General features: G+C 39.7%; 20 protein-coding genes. 9 read left to right on the top strand and 11 right to left on the bottom strand.

Features of this window, described 5'->3' with window-relative positions; all coding sequences use genetic code 11:
* Positions 1-430: 430 nt before the first annotated feature.
* On the bottom strand, positions 431-1,930 hold the full coding sequence (locus tag AO498_RS11345; RefSeq protein WP_236778665.1) for a peptide MFS transporter: 1,500 nt from the start codon (positions 1,928-1,930) through the stop codon (positions 431-433).
* 340 nt (positions 1,931-2,270) lie between these two features.
* Between AO498_RS11345 and pckA the strand changes: the two genes are divergently transcribed.
* The 3 genes from pckA to AO498_RS11330 all read left to right on the top strand — a co-directional run bounded on the left by pckA (position 2,271) and on the right by AO498_RS11330 (position 5,301).
* Entirely contained in the window at positions 2,271-3,869 is a 1,599-nt protein-coding gene (pckA, locus tag AO498_RS11340; RefSeq protein ID WP_067547556.1) for a phosphoenolpyruvate carboxykinase (ATP), read from the top strand.
* Between the two features lie 210 nt (positions 3,870-4,079).
* A complete protein-coding gene (locus AO498_RS11335) occupies positions 4,080-4,517 on the top strand; it encodes a peptidylprolyl isomerase (RefSeq protein ID WP_067547553.1) in 438 nt (145 codons plus the stop codon).
* 187 nt (positions 4,518-4,704) lie between these two features.
* Entirely contained in the window at positions 4,705-5,301 is a 597-nt protein-coding gene (locus tag AO498_RS11330) for a hypothetical protein (RefSeq protein WP_067550437.1), read from the top strand.
* 11 nt (positions 5,302-5,312) lie between these two features.
* On the opposite strand, the gene AO498_RS11325 is transcribed toward AO498_RS11330, so the two are convergent.
* The 4 genes from AO498_RS11325 to AO498_RS11310 all read right to left on the bottom strand — a co-directional run bounded on the left by AO498_RS11325 (position 5,313) and on the right by AO498_RS11310 (position 11,128).
* Positions 5,313-6,017: a TrmH family RNA methyltransferase gene (locus AO498_RS11325; RefSeq protein WP_067547549.1), complete on the bottom strand. Its 705-nt coding sequence runs from the start codon at positions 6,015-6,017 to the stop codon at positions 5,313-5,315.
* 8 nt (positions 6,018-6,025) lie between these two features.
* Complete coding sequence (locus AO498_RS11320; protein ID WP_067547546.1) at positions 6,026-8,659, bottom strand: DNA gyrase/topoisomerase IV subunit A; 2,634 nt, start codon at positions 8,657-8,659, stop codon at positions 6,026-6,028.
* A gap of 75 nt (positions 8,660-8,734) precedes the next feature.
* Positions 8,735-10,630, bottom strand: coding sequence for a DNA topoisomerase IV subunit B (locus AO498_RS11315; RefSeq protein WP_067547543.1), 1,896 nt, complete (start codon positions 10,628-10,630; stop codon positions 8,735-8,737).
* A gap of 6 nt (positions 10,631-10,636) precedes the next feature.
* A complete protein-coding gene (locus AO498_RS11310) occupies positions 10,637-11,128 on the bottom strand; it encodes a DNA topoisomerase IV (RefSeq protein ID WP_067547540.1) in 492 nt (163 codons plus the stop codon).
* Positions 11,129-11,354: 226 nt separating this feature from the next.
* Between AO498_RS11310 and AO498_RS11305 the strand changes: the two genes are divergently transcribed.
* The gene (locus AO498_RS11305; protein ID WP_067547537.1) at positions 11,355-11,738 is read left to right on the top strand and encodes a hypothetical protein; all 384 of its coding nucleotides are present in this window, start codon (positions 11,355-11,357) and stop codon (positions 11,736-11,738) included.
* Here the strand turns inward: AO498_RS11305 and AO498_RS11300 are convergent.
* Positions 11,719-12,651: an ROK family protein gene (locus tag AO498_RS11300; protein ID WP_067547534.1), complete on the bottom strand. Its 933-nt coding sequence runs from the start codon at positions 12,649-12,651 to the stop codon at positions 11,719-11,721. The two genes, AO498_RS11305 and AO498_RS11300, sit on opposite strands and share 20 nt — an antisense overlap.
* A gap of 45 nt (positions 12,652-12,696) precedes the next feature.
* A complete protein-coding gene (locus AO498_RS11295; RefSeq protein ID WP_202814229.1) occupies positions 12,697-13,197 on the bottom strand; it encodes a YkgJ family cysteine cluster protein in 501 nt (166 codons plus the stop codon).
* Positions 13,198-13,389: 192 nt separating this feature from the next.
* On the opposite strand from AO498_RS11295, the gene AO498_RS17325 reads away from it, so the two are divergent.
* Positions 13,390-13,623: an arsenate reductase family protein gene (locus AO498_RS17325; RefSeq protein WP_236778592.1), complete on the top strand. Its 234-nt coding sequence runs from the start codon at positions 13,390-13,392 to the stop codon at positions 13,621-13,623.
* Here the strand turns inward: AO498_RS17325 and AO498_RS11285 are convergent.
* Complete coding sequence (locus AO498_RS11285; protein ID WP_067547531.1) at positions 13,620-14,453, bottom strand: CvfB family protein; 834 nt, start codon at positions 14,451-14,453, stop codon at positions 13,620-13,622. The two genes, AO498_RS17325 and AO498_RS11285, sit on opposite strands and share 4 nt — an antisense overlap.
* Before the next feature lie 179 nt (positions 14,454-14,632).
* Between AO498_RS11285 and AO498_RS11280 the strand changes: the two genes are divergently transcribed.
* Together AO498_RS11280 and AO498_RS11275 are read left to right on the top strand one after the other, a co-directional pair.
* Positions 14,633-15,526, top strand: coding sequence for a 3-hydroxyacyl-CoA dehydrogenase family protein (locus AO498_RS11280; RefSeq protein ID WP_067547528.1), 894 nt, complete (start codon positions 14,633-14,635; stop codon positions 15,524-15,526).
* 16 nt (positions 15,527-15,542) lie between these two features.
* Positions 15,543-16,160 carry a deoxynucleoside kinase gene (locus AO498_RS11275; protein ID WP_067547525.1) on the top strand — a complete coding sequence of 206 codons (618 nt, stop codon included), beginning with the start codon at positions 15,543-15,545 and terminating at the stop codon, positions 16,158-16,160.
* A 37-nt stretch (positions 16,161-16,197) separates the two neighbouring features.
* Here AO498_RS11275 and AO498_RS17260 read toward each other — a convergent pair whose 3' ends face one another.
* From AO498_RS17260 to AO498_RS17255, 3 genes are read right to left on the bottom strand one after another with little or no spacing between them, the layout of a single operon-like run.
* Entirely contained in the window at positions 16,198-16,842 is a 645-nt protein-coding gene (locus tag AO498_RS17260) for a DUF7255 family protein (protein WP_067547522.1), read from the bottom strand.
* A gap of 2 nt (positions 16,843-16,844) precedes the next feature.
* The gene (locus tag AO498_RS11265; protein ID WP_067547519.1) at positions 16,845-17,303 is read right to left on the bottom strand and encodes a DUF2452 domain-containing protein; all 459 of its coding nucleotides are present in this window, start codon (positions 17,301-17,303) and stop codon (positions 16,845-16,847) included.
* Positions 17,303-17,452 carry a hypothetical protein gene (locus AO498_RS17255; protein WP_192842558.1) on the bottom strand — a complete coding sequence of 50 codons (150 nt, stop codon included), beginning with the start codon at positions 17,450-17,452 and terminating at the stop codon, positions 17,303-17,305. Before AO498_RS17255 ends, AO498_RS11265 begins: the two co-directional genes overlap by 1 nt.
* Positions 17,453-17,608: 156 nt before the next feature.
* Between AO498_RS17255 and AO498_RS11260 the strand changes: the two genes are divergently transcribed.
* Entirely contained in the window at positions 17,609-17,941 is a 333-nt protein-coding gene (locus tag AO498_RS11260) for a histidine kinase (RefSeq protein ID WP_067547516.1), read from the top strand.
* 31 nt (positions 17,942-17,972) lie between these two features.
* Positions 17,973-20,342: a S9 family peptidase gene (locus AO498_RS11255; RefSeq protein ID WP_067547514.1), complete on the top strand. Its 2,370-nt coding sequence runs from the start codon at positions 17,973-17,975 to the stop codon at positions 20,340-20,342.
* Positions 20,343-20,350: the final 8 nt, after the last annotated feature.

The raw sequence follows: 20,350 nt of genomic DNA, 5'->3' as shown, positions 1-20,350 counted from the left end.
TTTCTCCATAGAAGCTAATATTAATATCCGTAATTCTGCGAGTAGGTGAATTTCAGGTTCCGTATGTTTCGGATATTAGTCCACTGACCACTGACGACAGTCAACAGCAATTGAAATGGATTTTCAAACCCTCATTCATTTAGTTAGTGGTAAAATGCGGATAATCAGAAAAGCAAAAATGACGTTAGAGCGTCCTTTAATTTGGAATAGAGTAATTGGATTATCACTATCAATATTAGACCTAGGAAAGCTGATTACTGAACTTTTGGTTGAATGGATACCTTGATTTGATCTTTATTTCGAAAATCATCCCTTCAAAAGTTAAATGCACGATTGAATAGGCGTTGAGATTCTTCTCACTCACTAGGAAAAAATAAAGGCTGCTTTAGATTTCTAAAGTAGCCTTTTTTAGGAATTAGTAATTCATGGTTTAGTGCACCTCTCCCATCATCTTTCGAAGAATTGGCTTAAGTAAAAATAGAATTACAGCCGATCCAATTACAGTATAAACGATCATCATAAATTGGTCAGGCATTGCTGCAAGTCCTTCCTCAGTTCCGCCACTTGCCTCACCAGCAATTAGACCAGCAAATAGATTTCCTAGAGCCACAGAAAGGAACCAGATTCCCATCATTTGTCCACCATAGCCATTTGGAGCTAGTTTGGTTACTAAGGATAGTCCAACAGGAGATAAACTCAACTCACCGAAGGTGTGAAGCATATAGGTTATTATAAGCCAGCTTGGAGCTGCTAATTCACCCGATGCGGCAATTTTTGTAGCGAAATACATCACAAAAAAACCAAGGCCTAGTAACAATAGACCAATGGTAAACTTTAATGGAGAACTAGGCTCAAGATTTTTTCTTCCCAGCCATACCCAAATCGCAGCAAAGAATGGGGCGAAGATGATGATGAATAGGGAATTGATTGATTGGAAATATCCGGTTGGGATATTCCAGCCTAGGATAGTTCGATCTGTGAAACGTTCTGCAAAAAGGTTAAGTGTGGAACCAGCCTGCTCAAAGCCAGACCAGAACATTGCAGAGAAGATAAATAAGATTGCGATTACTCCTACTTTATTTTTGTCGGATTTTTTAAGACCTCCAAACGCGATGACATATCCCAAATATCCAAAGGCTACTACTGCGATTACAGTACCTGAGGCACTCGCAATTGCTGACGCATTGATAGGGATGACACCTGTAAATAATACTGCAACCACAGCAGCAGTGATTATTCCAATCCAAGAAGAAACTTTTTTCAACTTGGATTGAGCCACTTTTTCTGACGGAGTAGAAACCAAAGGAGCTTCTCCATATCTTTCCAAAGACTTACCAGTGAGTTTGTATTGAATTAGTCCGAAAACCATCCCTAAGCCGGCTAAGCCAAATCCCATGTGGATATCAAATTCAGCAACTGTGCTACATGCCAAAGGTGCAATAAACCCGCCGATATTAATCCCCATGTAAAAAATGGAAAAGCCTGCATCACGTTTGGAACTTCCAGCCGGATATAGCTGACCAACAATAGAGCTAATATTTGGCTTAAGAAGGCCTGTGCCCAAGACAATTAAAATCAAGCCAAGGAAAAAGGAGGTGGTATCTAAGGTGCTAAGACTGACTTTAGCTGTGTCATAGCCATTAATCCATCCATCAATCCCTGGTAAAGCCATCATAAAATGTCCCATCGCAATGATGATGCCGCCATACCATACGGACTGCTTTAATCCAAACAAACGATCGGCTAGCCAACCTCCAGGCAAAGCCAAAAGGTAAACTCCCATCGTGTAGAGACCATAAACTGCTCCTGCAGTCTTATCATCAAAACCTAAACCACCGTCAGCGATGGCTTTGGTCATAAATAAGATCAAAAGAGCTCTCATCCCATAATAACTGAATCTCTCCCACATTTCGGTGAAGAAAAGAGTCATCAGGCCTTTCGGATGTCCAAATGCAGTGCCCCCGCTAAATTCTGAAGTTGTTTGATTTTCCAAGTGATAGATGATTTGGGTTTAATTAACTGCAATGATAAACTTTTTTGTCACTTGATTGCAAAAATTGACCTTATCGATTCGCTTATCGGTTTCAGATTTTTAGGTCTTTGAGAAAATAGATTTTCATTTTCCCAAAGTCAAATTTCACTCACCAAATATTTTTTGGATTTTTCTTCGAAATCGATTGAAAAGCTAAAAAATGAGGTTTTTTGATATTTGTTTTTGATTTCATTTCTTATTTTTGTTCAACCATTTTCAGTATATAAACCCAAAATTTATGCAGGACCTTGTTCTGGAATCCATTCAATCGCCTCTCTCCTTTTTGAATTTTGAGGCAAAAGAAAAAGTGTATTACAATCTGAGTCCAGCCGAGCTAGTGGAACATTCGCTAGCTCGGAAAGAAGGAGTTTTGACTTCGACAGGTGCCCTTATGGCTGACACCGGAAAATTTACCGGAAGATCACCCAAAGACCGCTACATTGTCTTTGACGAAACTACCAAAGACAGTGTATGGTGGGGAGACATCAATATTCCTTTTGACGAGGAAAAGTTTGATGCCCTTTTTTCAAAAATGAAGTACTTTTTGGAATACCATGAAGTATATGTTCGAGACGTTTTTGCAGGAGCTGATCCTAGACATCGACTTTCAATTCGAGTATTAAACACCTTAGCATGGCATAATCTATTTTGCCATAACATGTTTATACAACCGGATAAAGCAGAATTAACCGAATTTACACCTGACTTTACCATTATTTGTGTTCCTCAATTTGAAGCTTCCCCCGAGTTGGATGGCACTCGAAACGGAAATTTTTCCATTATTAATTTGAGCAAGCGGATTATTTTAATCGGAGGAACCGGCTATGCGGGAGAGATGAAAAAAGGAATATTCTCAGCCTTGAATTTCATCCTTCCATTTCAGAAAAATGTACTTTCTATGCATTGCTCTGCCAATGTCGGCGAGGATGGAGATTCAGCCATTTTCTTTGGTTTGAGCGGAACCGGTAAAACTACGCTTTCAGCAGATCCTAAACGTAAATTGATTGGTGATGATGAGCATGGTTGGGATGGTGATTCACTCTTCAATTTTGAAGGTGGTTGCTATGCCAAGGTTATAGATTTGAGCGAAGAGAAGGAACCTGAAATATTTCGAGCCATTAAATTTGGCGCAATCGTAGAGAATACTCGATTTTTTCCAGGTACTCGTGAGATCAATTTTCAGGATGCTCAAGTCACAGAAAATACGAGGACTGCTTATCCGCTGAGCCATATCCCAACAAGTGTCATTCCTTCTGTCACACAAGCTCCAAAAAACATTTTCTTTCTGACTGCCGATGCTTTTGGAGTCATCCCTCCTATTTCAAAATTGAATAAAAGTCAGACGATGTATCATTTTATTTCCGGATATACTGCAAAAGTAGCCGGAACCGAAATGGGAATTTCAGAGCCTAAACTCACCTTTTCGGCATGTTTTGGAGCCGCTTTTTTACCGCTTCATCCCACTGCTTACGCCAAGCTTTTTGGGGAGAAAATGGAGTATAATGATGTCAATGTTTGGTTGGTCAATACCGGGTGGACAGGTGGACCCTACGGAATAGGAAATAGAATGAAGCTTTCCTATACAAGAGCGATGATTTCGGCAGCTTTAGAAGGAAAATTAGATTATGCTCCATATCGAAAAGATGAATTTTTCGGATTTGCCGTTCCAAAAATTTGTCCTGGAGTTCCCTCCGATATTTTGGACCCTAAAAAGACCTGGAAAGATCAAGACGCTTACGATTTTCAGGCAAAGGAACTTGCTCAAGCCTTTAAAATCAACTTTGAAAAGTTTAAGGATTTTGCGGATGAAGAGTTGCTTATGGGAGGACCATTGTAATTATTTATAAACCCAACTATAACCAAGTGCCCGGTGAAAATCGGGCATTTTTTATGGTTAAAGAAGATGCATTCTTGAATTAATTGGAAGTGGATTTTTAAGAGTCTGATTTCAATTAGGAATTTTATCCAATTTTATTTCCGAAAAAGCCTACTTTTGCGATCGATAAAACTAGTTTCAACTGAACAACCCAAAATTGATTTTATTCTTATGAGAACAGCAGAGATAATTACTGAAAAAGGTACCATGAAGGTGGAATTTTATGAAAAAGACGCCCCAAATACCGTTCAGAACTTTGTAGATCTTGCCAATAAAGGCTTTTATGATGGACTTACTTTTCATCGTGTCATTCCAAATTTCGTGATTCAAGGTGGTTGCCCAATAGGTAATGGTGCCGGTGGTCCAGGTTACAAAATCAATTGTGAATTGGATGGCGACAATCAGTACCATGATCGAGGTGTGTTGTCTATGGCGCATGCTGGAAGAAATACAGGAGGCTCTCAGTTTTTCATTTGTCATAGTAGAACCAACACCGCTCATTTAGATCGAAATCATACTTGTTTTGGAAAAGTTGTAGAAGGTCTTGAAGTAATCGACGCGATTAGAGCAGGTGATAAAATCGAAAAAATCACCATTCAAGAAGCTTGATTTAGATTTTCTAAAGGCTTTTGAGGAATTCCTCTGATACCTTTTGATTCATGTTTGGGGTTGCCACTTAGGCAACCTTTTTTTTTTGAATTCAAAGTTTTGCTTTATGTAGCAAGGGTTGATGTTCTACTAGATTTGATTCTTGGAATAGGATTTGATTAAATGCTTTTCCTTTTCGATTGAAACCATGAACTACCTAAAAACCATCCTTCTTTTCTGCTTTCTTCTGGGATCATTTAGCTCTTTTTCGCAGCGTTATGGAACAGCTTTTGGCTTGCGTCTTGGAAACTCCGATTTGAACCGAACGATTGGGATTTCCTTGCAACAGCGAATTCAAGATCGCCTAACTGTGGAAGGTATTCTTCAGACTGATTTTAACAGAAATACCACGTTTTCGCTATTGGCTGAAAACCATCGCCCAATTATTTCAAAGCGATTTAATTACTATTTAGGTGCTGGTCTTGCTTTAGGCAATGAGGAAAGCTTTCTGAAAAATGAAGCAACCCGTGAAATTATCCATACCTATGGAAATCAAACGTTTGGTATTGATCTTATTGGTGGTATAGAAATGACGATGGCAAATGCCGTTATTTCTCTTGACTACAAGCCCAATTTTAATATTTCAGGAAGAGAAGAGTTTTTCAGAGGTCAGGTAGGAATTTCAGCACGTACTGTATTGGTGAAAAGTAAGGAGCAAAAACGAAAACAACGCCAACGTCAAAGAAACAAGAGATCAAACTCTAACTCCAACCCATTTTCGGAGCTATTCAACAAAAAGAACTGAAGTCTGGGAGTTTATGATTTACCTTGATTTTTGTAAACCCTTTCATGGATATCAGAGTGTTTGACAATCTCTCGATACCATTTCATTCGGAGCTCGTTCTTTTCATCCTCACTTAAGTAAAAATCAGAATGTTTAAACTTCTCTGCCTTTTTCAATAAGTCAAAAAGAAAAATAGATGCGGAAACAGAAATGTTAAAGCTTTCTGTAAATCCTAGCATGGGAATGTGAACCAAACCGTCTGCATTTTTTTTCACCTCTTCACTTATTCCTTCATGTTCATTCCCGAAAACCAGTGCAATTTTTTCCGAGGGTTGCAACTCATGAATTGAGATGGATGCTGGATCTGGACTTGTGCCATAGATTCTATATCCTTTTTCTCGCAAAGTGCTGAAACAAGCTTGAACAGATGAACCTTCCGGAGAATAGTATTTATGGATATCTACCCATTGGGATGCTCCCCGAGTGACATAGGGATTGACTTTGTATTCATTGGTTTTCTCAATGACATGCAAATCTTGAAGTCCAAAACAATCACAGGTTCTAATGACTGCACTCGCATTGTGAGGTTTAAAAATGTCCTCTAAAACAACGGTTATGAAACGGGTCCTTTTCGCAAGAACACGCTCCATAACCGCTTTTTTATGGTCTGTGATATACTGACCCAAATAATCCAAGAGTCCTTGGTCAAATTCGTTTGATCCGTCAGGATATTGCATGGATGCGATTAAAATAATCCCAATTGTTCCTCGTCATCCTTTTTTGGACTGAGGTCAATTTTAGTCCCAATTTCCAAATCATCAGATTCATCGGATTCAAGGATTTCTTCATCCCCTTCCGCCTCATCATTTGATTCCGAATCTTGGGCTTTTTCAGAAACAATTAATTTGATTTCCTTGACTGTGTTAGCACTCACTTTATTCCCGATTGCCTTCCAGCCTTTTACATCAATCAACATTTCAAGATCATACTCTAGCGTTTCCTCCTCTTTCCCTTTTTGAACTGTAACCTCAACTTGGGCTTGGTTGTCGGTAGTGACAACTTTGAGGTAGGATTGTTTGTGATCTGAAATGAAATTGAATCGTTTATTAACTGTGGTGGTTTCGATCAGAAAGCGCTTCACAAAGTAAGTCTTGGTACCACCGTCGTAATAAATCGCAGATATCACCTTATTTGGATCAAACTTTTCAATAAGCACCACATCGGATGGCTCAAATCTATTTGTCAATTCGAATCCAGTTAATTCATAATCCCCGTTTTTGTAGCATACGAGAATCTTATCATCTCCAAGGAAATTTCCGATAATTCGCCCTCGCTGATCAGTATTCAATCGACCTACCGAAGGATCATAATATACATTTAACCCACCAAGTGTGGATTTACCCTCCATTTTAAATTGAACCTTGCGAACTGGGTACTTGGTCAAAATATTTCCACCAGCTCCTCTACCCTTGATTTCAATTTCTGCAAAGTCAAAATCGAATACTTTTACCCGTGCTTTTGCTCCTTGAGTAAGGTAAACAGTAATAGTCTCGGCTTCTCCATTTGGATTGGCAGTAAGATATAAGACCTTTGAACCTTTAGTTCCTTTGGTAAGGTCATATTCTTTGTCGCGCGTGATTCCACCTACTTGGAACCGCTTGACCATTGATCTGCCCGAAGTACCATCTAAGTAGATCAAGTTATAGGTCATACGCTCATCATTCTTTCGGAATACTCCCACAAAAAGAATGTCTTTCCCCATGAAGAGCTTTTCTTGAATTTTGGAGACTACCATTTTACCATCCTTCCGAATGGCAATAATGTCATCCAAGTCAGAACAGTCGCAGACATATTCGTCTTTTTTCAATCCGAAGCCTACAAAACCATCTACTCGATTCACATAAAGTTTGGCATTGTTGGCTGCTACGACTGCTGCTTGAATAGTATCAAAGGTTCGGATTTCGGTTTTTCGCTCTCTACCTTTTCCATATTTCTCCAGCAAGTTTTGGTAATACTTGATGGCAAATTCTGTAAGATGCTTGAGGTTGTAATTCACTTCCTTCAATTCTTCCTGAAGGCGCTTCATCAATTCATCTGCCTTGAAGGAGTCGTACTTAGAAATCCGTTTGATTCGAATCTCAGTCAGTCTTAATAAGTCATCTGTTGTGATTTCTCGATAAAAATCAGGCTTATATGGATCAAGTCCTTTATCGATCGCTTCCAAAACAGCCTCCCAAGTGGTACACTCTTCGATGTCTCGGTAAATTCGATTTTCGATAAAGATTTTCTCCAATGAGGAAAAGAGCAACTTTTCCATCAGCTCACCTTTCCGAATCTCCAATTCTCTTTTGAGAAGGTCTTTGGTCTGGTGGGTATTGTATTCTAATATTTGATTTACCGTGAGGAAAACCGGTTTTTCATCAATAATGACGCACGCATTCGGAGAGATTGAAACCTCGCAGTCAGTAAATGCATACAAGGCATCGATGGTCACATCCGGAGAAACTCCTGGAGCCAATTGAATTTGGATTTCGACATCTTTAGCCGTGTTATCGACGACTTTTTTGATTTTGATTTTCCCTTTATCGTTGGCTTTAAGGATAGAATCTATCAGAGAATCAGTCGTTGTTCCAAATGGAATTTCTTTGATTAAGAGCGTTTTGCTATCCTCTTCTTCAATTCTTGCCCGAACTTTTATTTTACCGCCTCTTAGACCTTCATTGTATTCTGAAAAGTCCGCCATACCTCCAGTCAAGAAATCTGGAAGGACATTGGTTTTATTTCCTTTGAGGATTTCGATAGATCCTTCAATCAATTCTCGGAAGTTGTGCGGAAGAATTTTTGTAGAAAGTCCAACTGCAATTCCTTCTACTCCCTGAGCGAGAAGCAAAGGGAATTTTACCGGCAACGTGATTGGCTCACGCTTTCTTCCATCATAGGAAAGTTGCCATTCGGTGGTTTGAGGATTAAATACTACCTCAAGGGCAAACTTGGAAAGTCTTGCCTCAATGTATCGAGCCGCTGCGGCACTATCACCAGTGCGCACGTCACCCCAGTTGCCTTGTGTCTCGATTAGAAGGTCCTTCTGCCCCATATTGACAATTGCATCGCCAATCGAAGCATCTCCATGCGGGTGATATTGCATAGATTGACCAATGATGTTTGCCACTTTGTTGAATCGCCCATCATCCATCTCTTTCATGGCATGGAGAATTCTTCGCTGAACAGGTTTTAGTCCATCTTCAATAGCAGGTACGGCTCGTTCTAGAATTACATAGGATGCATAATCCAAAAACCAGTCTTTATACATTCCCGTCACAGGAACTGAATCGTGCAGACTTTGATCTGATCCTTCCGGAAGTATAGTTTCGTCACTCATGAGGTACTAGTTCAATTGTTTTAGGTATCCCAACCGGATACATAGTCATAGTGGATAGAGTTGATTTCGATTATCTTAAGCAGCTTCAGTTTCTTCCTCCTCCGCTTTCTTCGGATCATCTAAAGCCAAATCTTTCTCTATTCTCAAATTATCAATAATAAAGGTTTGCCGATCAGGTGTGTTTTTGCCCATATAGAATGAGAGCAAATCAGCAATTTTGGTATCCTTATTTAGGATAATCGGATCCAAGCGAATATCCTCCCCAATAAAGTTTCCAAATTCTTCTGGGGAAATCTCTCCAAGCCCTTTGAATCGAGTGATTTCAGGCTTGTTTCCAAGTTTGTGGATAGCTCTTTGCCGTTCTTCGTCAGAGTAGCAGTAAATGGTTTCTTTCTTGTTTCTTACTCGGAATAAAGGAGTATCCAGAATAAAGAGGTGGCCATTTTTCACAAGATCAGGGAAAAACTGAAGAAAATATGTCATGATCAAAAGACGGATGTGCATACCATCGACGTCCGCGTCCGTAGCAATTACAATCTTACGATATCGGAGATTTTCAATGCCATCTTCAATATTTAAAGCATGCTGAAGGAGGTTGAACTCTTCATTTTCATACACGACTTTTTTGGTCATGCCGTAACAATTGAGCGGCTTACCTCGAAGTGAGAATACTGCTTGAGTTTGAACATCTCGGCTCTTAGTAATTGAACCGGATGCCGAATCCCCTTCGGTGATAAAAAGCATGGTCTTATTTTTCAAGTCCTCATCGCCTTTTGGATCATCGTAGTGTATTCTACAATCTCTTAGCTTTTTATTGTGAAGATTAGCTTTCTTGGCTCGCTCATTAGCCAATTTTTTAATTCCTGATATTTCCTTTCGCTCACGCTCGGATTGCAGGATTCGCTTTAAAATCGCATCCGCTGCCGCAGGGTTTTTATGGAGGTAATTGTCCAGTTCTGTTTTTACAAAATCATTGACAAAGGTTCGAAGCGTTGGACCATCAGGACCAATATTTTGCGAGCCAAGCTTGGTTTTGGTTTGAGATTCAAAAACCGGCTCCTGAACCCGTACAGCAATCGCAGCTACAACAGCCTGACGAATATCTGAAGCATCGTAATCCTTTTTGTAGAATTCTCGGATAGTCTTCACAATAGCCTCACGGAAAGCTGCCAAGTGAGTTCCTCCTTGAGTGGTGTATTGTCCATTGACAAAGGAATAATACTCTTCCCCATAGCTCCCAGAGTGAGTCATGGCGATTTCAATATCATTTCCTTTTAAGTGGATAATGGGATATCGAATGCTTTCCTCATCAATTTTATTGGAAAGCAAATCGTAGAGACCTTTGTCAGAAAAATACTTTTTCCCGTTGTAATTGATTGTCAGACCTGCGTTCAGATATGCATAATTCCAAATCTGATTTTCAAGGTATTCTGGTATAAAATGGTAGTTTTTGAATATGCTATTATCCGGTGTGAAGGTGGTCCGAGTTCCATTTCGCTCAGTGCTTTTCTCTATCGGAGCATCATTGATCAGAATCCCCTTTTCGAACTCCGCCAGTTTAGTTTCTCCTTCTCGAAACGATTGAACTTTGAAATAATCCGAAAGTGCGTTGACGGCTTTGGTACCGACTCCATTGAGACCTACGGATTTTTGGAATGCTCCTGAATCGTATTTTCCCCCGGTGTTGATTTTTGATACGCAATCGATGACTTTTCCTAAAGGAATGCCACGTCCATAATCTCGGACTTCGACACGGTGTTCGGAGATTTTGACATCGATCGTCCGGCCAAATCCCATCATATGCTCATCAATAGAGTTATCCAGGATTTCCTTGACCAAGACATAGATCCCGTCATCTTGGGCACTTCCATCTCCCAATTTACCAATATACATCCCTGGTCTGAGTCGGATATGTTCTCTCCAATCCAGGGATTTGATACTATCTTCTGTATAATTTACTGGTTCAGCCATAGCTTTTTAAGACGCTTGTACAGATTTGAATTTGCCAACTAAAAGAATGAATAGTCCAATCACCCAAATAAAAAGCAAGGACGGCAAAAGATAAAACCAAAAGGTAAAAGAGGATACTGTGATTTCTTCTTGATTATTGATCGAGTGTACATAGAGTACAAGAACAGCCAAGCTCAAATTGATCCATCCTGCAAAAGAATAAAACCACCCCAATAAGTAATCTCGATACACATCGCCAATGGGAAACAATCGATGCAACTTCTTATTGGCTTTGGTTTCCAAGGATTTGGGAGTAAAAAGAGTAACCAAATTGAGAACAATAAACGAACCTATCATCCCGTAGAAAAAGGTTCCTTTTTCCCATTCTCGGTTCACTTCACCTGCATCCGAAATTCCAATTCCCACCTTTTCTGGAAGAGCAGAGTAGAAATAAAGTAAGAAGAATATAAATGCCAACACGCTGAGATAGTAGAAGGCTTTTCCAAATCTGTAAATCATAACTTTTGATGAATTGGGTGCTAATATAGTCTATTTGGTCAAACCTGAAGGACGGACTTTAAGTTGGTCTTTGGACGAAAATCAATTCCCGGCCCCACCTTTTCATCGCAATTCCGTGAGGTTCAATTAATCAGAAAATTCGGAGTTCTATTCTTAATTTATTCCTTTGATTAATAAAATTCGAAACTAAATCCGACGATCTTTGTCGCTGAAATTATATACTACCATGAAACGATTCCTATTGACACTTCCAGTTTTCATTTTCTTCTTGGCTTCTTGCAGTGGTCCTTTAGACGCTGGAAAAATTAACCTTGAAAATTGGAAGTCAGATCGGTATGGTTGTAAAGGATTACGATTGCAAGACCTAGAGGAGCTTAAAGGAATCAAGAATTCCTTCTTAGGAGCCGATAACCAAGCTATTATCAAGACTTTTGGAAGACCAGATCGCGTGGATTTGATGGATAAAAGCCAAAGTTTTTTCTATTACTTCCTAGAGCCTTCTGGCGATTGTGAGGGGGTAGAAATGGAAAAAGAACCTTTAAAGGTTCTTTTTCGAATGAATGCGATCAGTAAAGTGTCAGAAGTAACTATTACAACCCTGAACCCATAAAGCAGAGGGCTGCTGCTCCTAAAGTGCCTGCATTGTTTTCAAGCGTAGCTTTTTTGAGCTTGAGGTCCTTGACATAATACGGGGTCAAGTATTTTCGGGTATTGTACTCAATGGTAGGCATCATAAATTCTAGTCCGGCAGATATCCCTCCTCCGAAATAAACATCGGTCACGTCTACAATCCGAATGGTGGATACAATTGCTTCACTGAGGATTTCTGCCACTTCTTTGAATACCATCAAAGAAACTTCGTTTCCTGCCTTTGCTGTATCTACCAATAAGTGCGTTCCAAGTTCTTTTCCAACAAGTTCTCCTGCTTTTTCTGGATAGGCAGACACCAGATTATCCATTATTCTAAGGATTCCATTTCTACCCACAAGTGTTTCCAAGCCAGCATTTCCTCGAGAAAGCATGTGGCCCATTTCCAAAGCATTCCCTCTGGAACCTTTAAACACTTCTCCATCCAAGACAAGTGCGCTTCCAATGCCTGTTCCCATTGTGATGAAAAGGAAATTGTCGGAAACTTCTCCTTTACCGAAGTAAAACTCCCCTATCGCTGCTGCTGCCGCATCATTTTCAAGGAAAAACTGATGGTTGCTGTATTTCTCTAAAAGGCTTGTTTTTAGCGGGAAATTATTCAATCCTGGAATTGCTGGAATTTCTAAGGGAGTCAAACGATCCTTAGTGATCATACCAGGAAGACCAATTCCCACTTTTTCAACTGCTGGATATTTTTCAAGATACTTTCCGATGATATCCACGAAACAAGTCCCAAATCCATCCGGATGATCTCTATAAGGTGTAGTGTCTTCCTTCTGAAAGTCAAGTATATTACCTTCCTTGTCGACCAATCCAATTTTTAAGTGGGTGCCTCCCACATCTACTCCTAGAAACTGAGTATCCGTTGACTTCATAGTTATTTTGATAGGTTTGATTGCCAAAAAAGCAAAAGTATTGCTTCACTTCCTATAATCTTTGCCGATCTCGTAAAAAATTTTGAAAACAGCAGGACAAACGAGCGTATTTTTCAGAGTTAAGTCTAAAATTCCGAGCATATTTTTCCTGTCCGTATGAGGATATTCACGACAAGCCTTCGGCCGATCTTCATAAACAAGGCAAGTATTGTCCTGATTTAAAAAAGGACATGGAGCAGTAGTCAGCACATAGTCACCATCTTCGTCCCTTCTCAAATAGGTATCGATAAACTGACTGGACTTCATTCTAAATACCTTTGCTAATCGATCGATGTCTGTTTGGAGAAAAATAGGACTCGTCGTTTTACAGCAATTTGCGCAATCCAAGCAATCTATTTCTTCAAAAGTTTGCTGGTGCAATTGATGAAAAGTTTCATCCAAGTTTTTCGGCTTGGTCTTCTTTAGCTTTTCCTTGAGCTTTTTATTGGCAGGTAGTTCTGATTTAGATTCCTGCGAAAATTTCTGAAGATCGATCTTTTGACTCACAAAATATTGTATTTCAGTATTTTATATTTTTCATTAACTTATAAGACACTAAAATCATAAGCCCTATGAAAATTCATCCATCAGAGCTCTATTTCTATCATAGCGCCGATCAGCCCATCGATAAGCAAACTTAAGGCGTATGCAAAAGCCATTACCAAGTTTGTCAATGAAATCGATATCACTCGAGAAAGAATGACTGCAACCCAATGGGATCAGATTTTAAAGTTGCTTCACTTGCGAGCAAAGGATTTACTAAACAAGGCTCATCCCGAGTATCAGCGTCTTATTGCCGGTAAAGACTGGGATGAGGAAGGTTGGTTAAATATTTTGGTTAGACACCCATATTTAATCAAATCTCCTATTGCCATTTTCCGGAATCAGGCAATTCTTTGCAAGACACCAACCGATATTCTGAAATTGTATTAATCCTGATTTAAGGAAATTCCATTTTCGTGAATAATAATCTCTTGGGCTTTGTAAAGTTGTCCGATGCATTGCTTGAAATGCTTCTTACTCATGCCGAGCATCTCTTTGATTTTTTCGGGATCAGATTTGTCGTGCAAAGGAATGAAGCCTTTCTCTTGGACAAGTTTTAGAATCATTTCAGCACCCTCCTCATATTTTTCTCTTCCTATAGGTAATAGCTGTAAGTCGATCTTCCCATCATCTCGACGTTTTTTAACCCAAAGGGTCCTGATCTCTCCAATTTGAATGGGCTGAAAAACTTCATTTGCGTAGATGAGCCCTTCATATCTGTTTTCTAAAAGTACTTTGTAGCCAAGGTCGGTTTTATCAAAAATTAATCCTTCACAGCTATTTCCTGGCAAATAGTCTTTGGGTGCTGGATAGATAAATTCTCGGTATTTACTTACCCCTATCAATCGATTAGTTCTATAATCCAAACAAACTCTTACCAAATATTTTTGGCCTTGAACCATGGGCTTTGCCATTTCTGAATTGGGAACAAACAAATCTTTCAAAAGTCCCCAATCCATAAATACCCCAAAAGAAGTAATTTCTTTAGCTTCCAATACAGCAAATTCATCCAAGATTGCTTTTGGTCTGTCTGTCACGGCGACCAAGCGGTCCTCGCTATCAGTATAAATAAAGGCTTCGATTAAGTCACCTTCCTTTTCTTCTCCTTTTAGATAATTTTTGGGAAGTAACACCTCAGACCCATCACTTAAACCAAGGTAGGCTCCGTTGTCAGTAAATCTAATGATCGGAAGTTGATTGATTAATCCTAATTCTTTCATGTATTCAAAGGTAATCAGAATTGCAAAGTGTGTAGGATTTTATTGACAAACAAAGTCTGGAAACCTCCAGTTGAAATTGGAAATGGAGTCCTCAGACCTTAGCTTTGAAAGCTAAATTGAACCTGTAAGTTTCAATATAAACCCAAATAAATAAGCTTTTAACTCGTAATGAATTACTTATGAAATCAATTGCAGTAATCGGTTCGGGTACCATGGGAAATGGTATCGCACACGTTTTTGCCCAGTGTGGCTACCAAGTTGCCTTAGTGGATATCCAAGCAAGCCAATTGGAAAAAGCGATAGCCAGTATTTCCAAAAATATGGATCGTCAGGTTGCAAAAGGAACCCTTTCTGAAGGTGAAAAGGAAAAAGCATTGAATCGTATTCAAACCTTCACTCAACTGGAAGAAGGAGTTAAATCAGCTGATTTAGTGGTGGAAGCAGCGACTGAGAATGAAAAATTGAAGTTGGAGATTTTTAAGCAATTGGATCAATTTGTTCCTGCTTCGGCGATCTTGGCGACTAATACGTCCTCAATTTCCATTACTAAAATTGCTGCCGTTACCCAACGACCCAGTCAAGTTATTGGGATGCATTTCATGAATCCTGTTCCGGTTATGAAATTGGTTGAAGTGATTCGGGGTTATTCTACTTCGGATGAAGTCACGGAAATCATCATGGAGCTTTCCAAAAACCTTGGAAAAGTCCCCGTTGAAGTAAATGATTATCCGGGCTTTGTTGCCAATCGAATTCTAATACCGATGATCAATGAAGCAGTTTATTCGCTTTACGAAGGTGTGGCTGGTGTGGAAGAAATAGATACCGTGATGAAACTGGGGATGGCACATCCGATGGGGCCACTTCAACTTGCAGATTTTATCGGATTGGATGTTTGCTTGTCCATTTTACGGGTGCTTCAAGACGGTTTTGGAAACCCAAAATATGCTCCTTGCCCTCTTTTGATAAACATGGTGGAAGCTGGTTTTAAAGGTGTTAAAACCGGTCAAGGGTTTTACAAATACACCGCTGGAAGCAAAGATTTGGTGGTGGCTTCCAGATTTTCAAAGAAATAATTTCAATAAAAATTAGATGCATTTAGCAGTCTCCGGAAATATCGGAAGTGGAAAAACCACGCTTACTGAGAAACTAGCCAAGCATTATGGTTGGAAAGCTGAGTTTGAATCAGTGGACAATAACCCCTACCTCCCTGACTTTTATGAAGATATGAAGCGATGGGCTTTCCATTTACAAGTCTATTTCTTGAATTCCAGATATAATCAAATTCGGACCATTCAAGACAGTAAAGTCAATACCATTCAAGATCGGACGATCTATGAGGACGCCTATATTTTCGCGGCAAACTTGTATAAAAGTAAACTTCTTACAGAACGTGATTATTGGAATTATCGGAGCTTGTTTGATTCGATGATCCAACATGTAAAGGCCCCTGATTTATTGATTTATCTAAAAGCAGATATACCTAAGCTAGTTGGGCAAATTGAAAAGCGAGGAAGAACCTATGAAACTGCCATGCGCATCGATTACTTGAAAAATCTAAATCAACATTACGAGGATTGGATTGGTAATTACAAAGAAGGAAAGTTGCTAATCATTGATGTGAATGACTTGGACTTCGTGGAACGACAAGAAGACTTTTCCTTTATCGTGGAAAAGATCGAACGGGAGATGTTTGGACTTTTTGCTTGATACAAAAAAACCGGGTGAAAAAACCCGGTTTCTTTTTTTAGGCCAATTTTCGCATCAGCCAATTGTAAATCATAGCACGTTGTTCCTCCTTGGGATTGACAAGCAACTGATCTAATCTTTTCAGAGAGCCTCCAGTCATGAGCGTTTCGTAGGGAGAAAGGCGGATTAATTTGTATCCATGAATCCGGGTTTGTAGGTCCATTTGTGCATCATTATAAGCTAAAAGCTTCCATCCCACTGCCCCATTTCCAGAAAAATCACCCAACTCTGAAGGCGAACCAAAAATAGTTTTTGCAACCGGTGGTCCTGTCCAAATCCGAAGCTGCATTCCTGATTTCAAAGCCTCTTTTTCATAAGTTCTACACAGCCTTTTCCACGCCTCGGAAAAATTGAAACTCCATTCTTCATACATCGGAGATCGCAAAGTGGCTAATCGGTACCGGTTAAAATGAACCTCGTCATCCCAAACCAACACATGCCTCCCAATCTTAAAATCGAATTTTAACTTTTCGAGTAAAGGGAAAGAATCATTTGCACCGAGTTCTTCTAAGATTTCCTGAAGCCAAATTTTGCCTTTTGAATCAAGATAGTTTGGCACCACCTCCAACTCGGATTGCCAATCATAATCAGCGCCTCCTTCTCGTAAAATGAGGTCTAATTGCCGGGTAATAAGATGTTCCATTTTTAGACGTTTTCCCGAAGGATTTCCCAAGTGTGGTCAGCCAACAATTTGATTTCCGCCACAAAGGAAGCCCATTCTTTTTTTCTTCCCCATTCCTCCGGAGCAATCATGCTAAGAAAGTCAGTTCCATCGGGCTTTTGATAGAGAAAATAGGTATGGTTGATTAATGGCTCAAAGGCGATGGATGCCTGATAGATTCTTTCAGAAACGGCTACTCGTGCTTGAATTTTTTTCGCCTGATCAGCTAACAGCCGCATTTGCTCATAGATTTGAGCCATTTGCATATCTGTTTGGCTATGCATTGCTGCTACAGCACGTCCGGTGATTTTCCCTTTATCCTCGGGTTTGATTAGGGCACTACCTGAATGATGTGCATAGGGTAAAGTTCCGGGATTTTCCGTCGTCTTTTCCTTCATCAATTCTAGGTCGAGCTTATTTACATCTATTTTTTTTCCAGTCATTACTTTTCTACCTGATCGGTGATTCGTTCTTTGAGATTTCCTTTTGATCCAGGGAAGGTAGTTCGTCTGGAGATATCATAGCTGATATATAATATGATGATCATGAAGACCACAAATAGGGCCAAGAAGATCTTTTTACTCTTAGTCATATCAATTCTGTTTCCAATGCAAAGTTACCTTTCCAAATCTTTTTGATGAAAGGAAAAAACTCACTTCCTTAGTAATGCTTGATTTTCGAAATTGTTTCTAATTTTATTGAAAGCATGTGGTAAAACTTTTCTTTTCAAACTCATTTTAATCCAGTCATGTATCAACTCATCAGTGAGCAATCAATTTATCAGTATTTTGGCGATGACGATCCTGAAATGATTCAGGAAATGGTTCAAATTATCCTAGACACCAATATCCATGATCTTAAAGGCTTGAATGATCTTTATGCCTCTGGAGATTTCGCTACTATCAAAAAACGATGCCACAAAGCCAAACCAAGCATGAGCTACATTGGTGCTTTGAAAACCAGGAAAATCCTGGAAGATATCGAAGCAAGTTTGGAGAGTTCTCAGGAGCACAATCAAAACCTTCAGGAGCAGTTGGTTCTAATCGAGTCCGAACTCAAGGATTTTCTTTCCAAGTTCTAATTCTTATCCACCCAATTAATTCTTATCACCCATGAAGCGGAAATTATTATTTCTGCCCTTGCTCTGTATTGTATTTATTCAGACGCTGGCGCAGACGCCTCTATCTGTCGATTACATCATGAGAGATCCCAAATGGATGGGGACTTTTCCTTCATCAGCGTTTTGGAGCGAGGATAGTCAAACCATCTATTTTCGATATAACCTGCAAAATGATCCTGCAGATTCCCTCTACAAAATCGATTTAAATCTTCCCAAACAAATCCAAAAAGTAAGCTGGACAGAACAAAAATCGCTGACTAGAAATCAGGAAACCTTCACACGAGATTATCAAAAAAGAATCTATACCAAGGGGAACACAATTGTTTTAGAGGATTTAAAGAAAAAGACCACCAGCTCCATTCTAGAATGGATTGCACCAATTAGTAACCTTCAGTGGATGGCGAGTGAACAAAGATTCTCTTTCGTTTCTCAAGGGAATATTTTTGTGTTTGACCTTGCTTCAAAAAGTCTCAAAAAAGTTACAAAAATTACTTCCGGAGCCAAACCAAATGGACCACGTGGCGCCTCGGAATCTACTTCTGAAAATTTTTTAGAAAGTGAAAATTTGGCTTTACTACAGGTGGTACGGGAGCGAAAAGAAGCTCAGCAACAATCCAGAGCATACCGAGAATCTATCCGAGAGATTAATTCTGAATTCATCTTCTATACGGGCGATAGAACTCCTTCTAACCTACAATTATCACCTGATGGAAGCTACGCCTCGTTCACCTTCTTTACTCCTGCTACCAATAAATCCACAAAAGTACCAGACTATACTGTTGCGTCGGGATATACCGAAGACCTGAATGCTAGACCTAAGGTAGGCACCTCCCCTTCCAAGTCAGAAATTGGAATTTATGATCTGCAGCGAGATACGGTCTATTTTGTTTCTGTCGAAGACCTTCCCGGGATTAAAGATTTAACTGATTATGTAAAAGATTATCCTGAAAAAACTTGGGAACCTAAAGTTCGAGAGGTAAGTCTGAGTCCTTTGTATTTCTCTCCAGATGGAAAAAAGGCGATTATTCAAGCTAAATCTTTCGATAATAAAGATCGATGGATAGCTGCAGTTGATTTGACTACGGGAAAACTTCAAACATTAGACCGTCAGCGGGATGAAGCTTGGATTGCGGGTCCAGGAATTGGTTGGGCTTTTGGAGGAGGAACTTTGGGGTGGCTCCCTGATTCAAAGCACATCTATTTCCAATCCGAAGAAAGTGGTTATTCCCATTTATATCTTTTGGATGTGACTACTGGGCAAAAGAAAGCCTTGACTCAAGGAAAGTTTGAAGTCTTTGATCCTTTTCTTTCCAAGGATAAAAAATGGTGGTATTTGACCACTTCTGAGGTCGATCCTGGAGAACGTCATTTTTACAAAATGCCTCTTTTTGGAGGGAAGATGGAAAAATTAACTACTCTAACAGGAAACAATGAAATGTCCCTTTCTCCAGATGAGAAGAAGTTGGCGATTATTTATTCCTACAGTAATAAGCCTGCTGAGCTGTTTGTTCAAACCAACCAAGTGGGTGCTTCACCGACTCAATTAACGGATGGACAAAGTGAGGAATTTAAATCTTATCCTTGGCTAGATCCTCAAATTGTGAAATTCAAAGCTCAAGATGGTGCAGATGTGCCTGCAAGACTATACTCCCCTGACCCAAGTAAGAAAAATGGAGCAGCGGTAATATTTGTCCATGGAGCTGGCTATTTACAAAATGTCCACAAATGGTGGAGTAGTTATTTCCGTGAGTATATGTTTCATAATCTCCTGACTGATCTTGGATATACCGTTTTGGACATTGATTACCGTGCCTCTGCGGGATATGGACGAGATTGGCGAACTGGGATTTATCGTCATATGGGTGGAAAGGACCTTTCTGACCAGGTGGATGGAGCAAAATATTTGGTCGAACAGCAAGGTGTAGATCCTTCTCGAATTGGAATTTACGGAGGAAGCTACGGTGGCTTTATCACTTTGATGGCCTTATTTAATCATAGCGATGTCTTTAAATCAGGAGCAGCCTTGCGATCGGTGACGGATTGGGCACATTACAATCATGGTTATACTGCAAATATTTTGAATACACCTGAAGAAGATCCAATTGCATATCGAAGATCCTCCCCGATTTATTTTGCGGAAGGATTAAAAGGAAATTTGCTGATCGCACATGGTATGTTGGATGTCAATGTTCATTTCCAAGATGTGGTACGATTGGCGCAGCGACTGATTGAATTAGGAAAAGACAATTGGGAAATGGCCGTCTATCCGGTGGAAGATCATGGTTTTGTAGAACCTAGCTCTTGGACAGATGAATACAAGCGGATTTTAAACTTATTTAATTCTACCTTACTCGAAAATTGAATTTCTAA

Origin of the sequence: Algoriphagus sanaruensis, from assembly GCF_001593605.1 — a bacterium.
Classification (GTDB): domain Bacteria; phylum Bacteroidota; class Bacteroidia; order Cytophagales; family Cyclobacteriaceae; genus Algoriphagus; species Algoriphagus sanaruensis.
The sequence above is the reverse complement of the archived record's forward strand: the minus strand, read 5'-3'. Positions and strand labels throughout refer to the sequence as shown.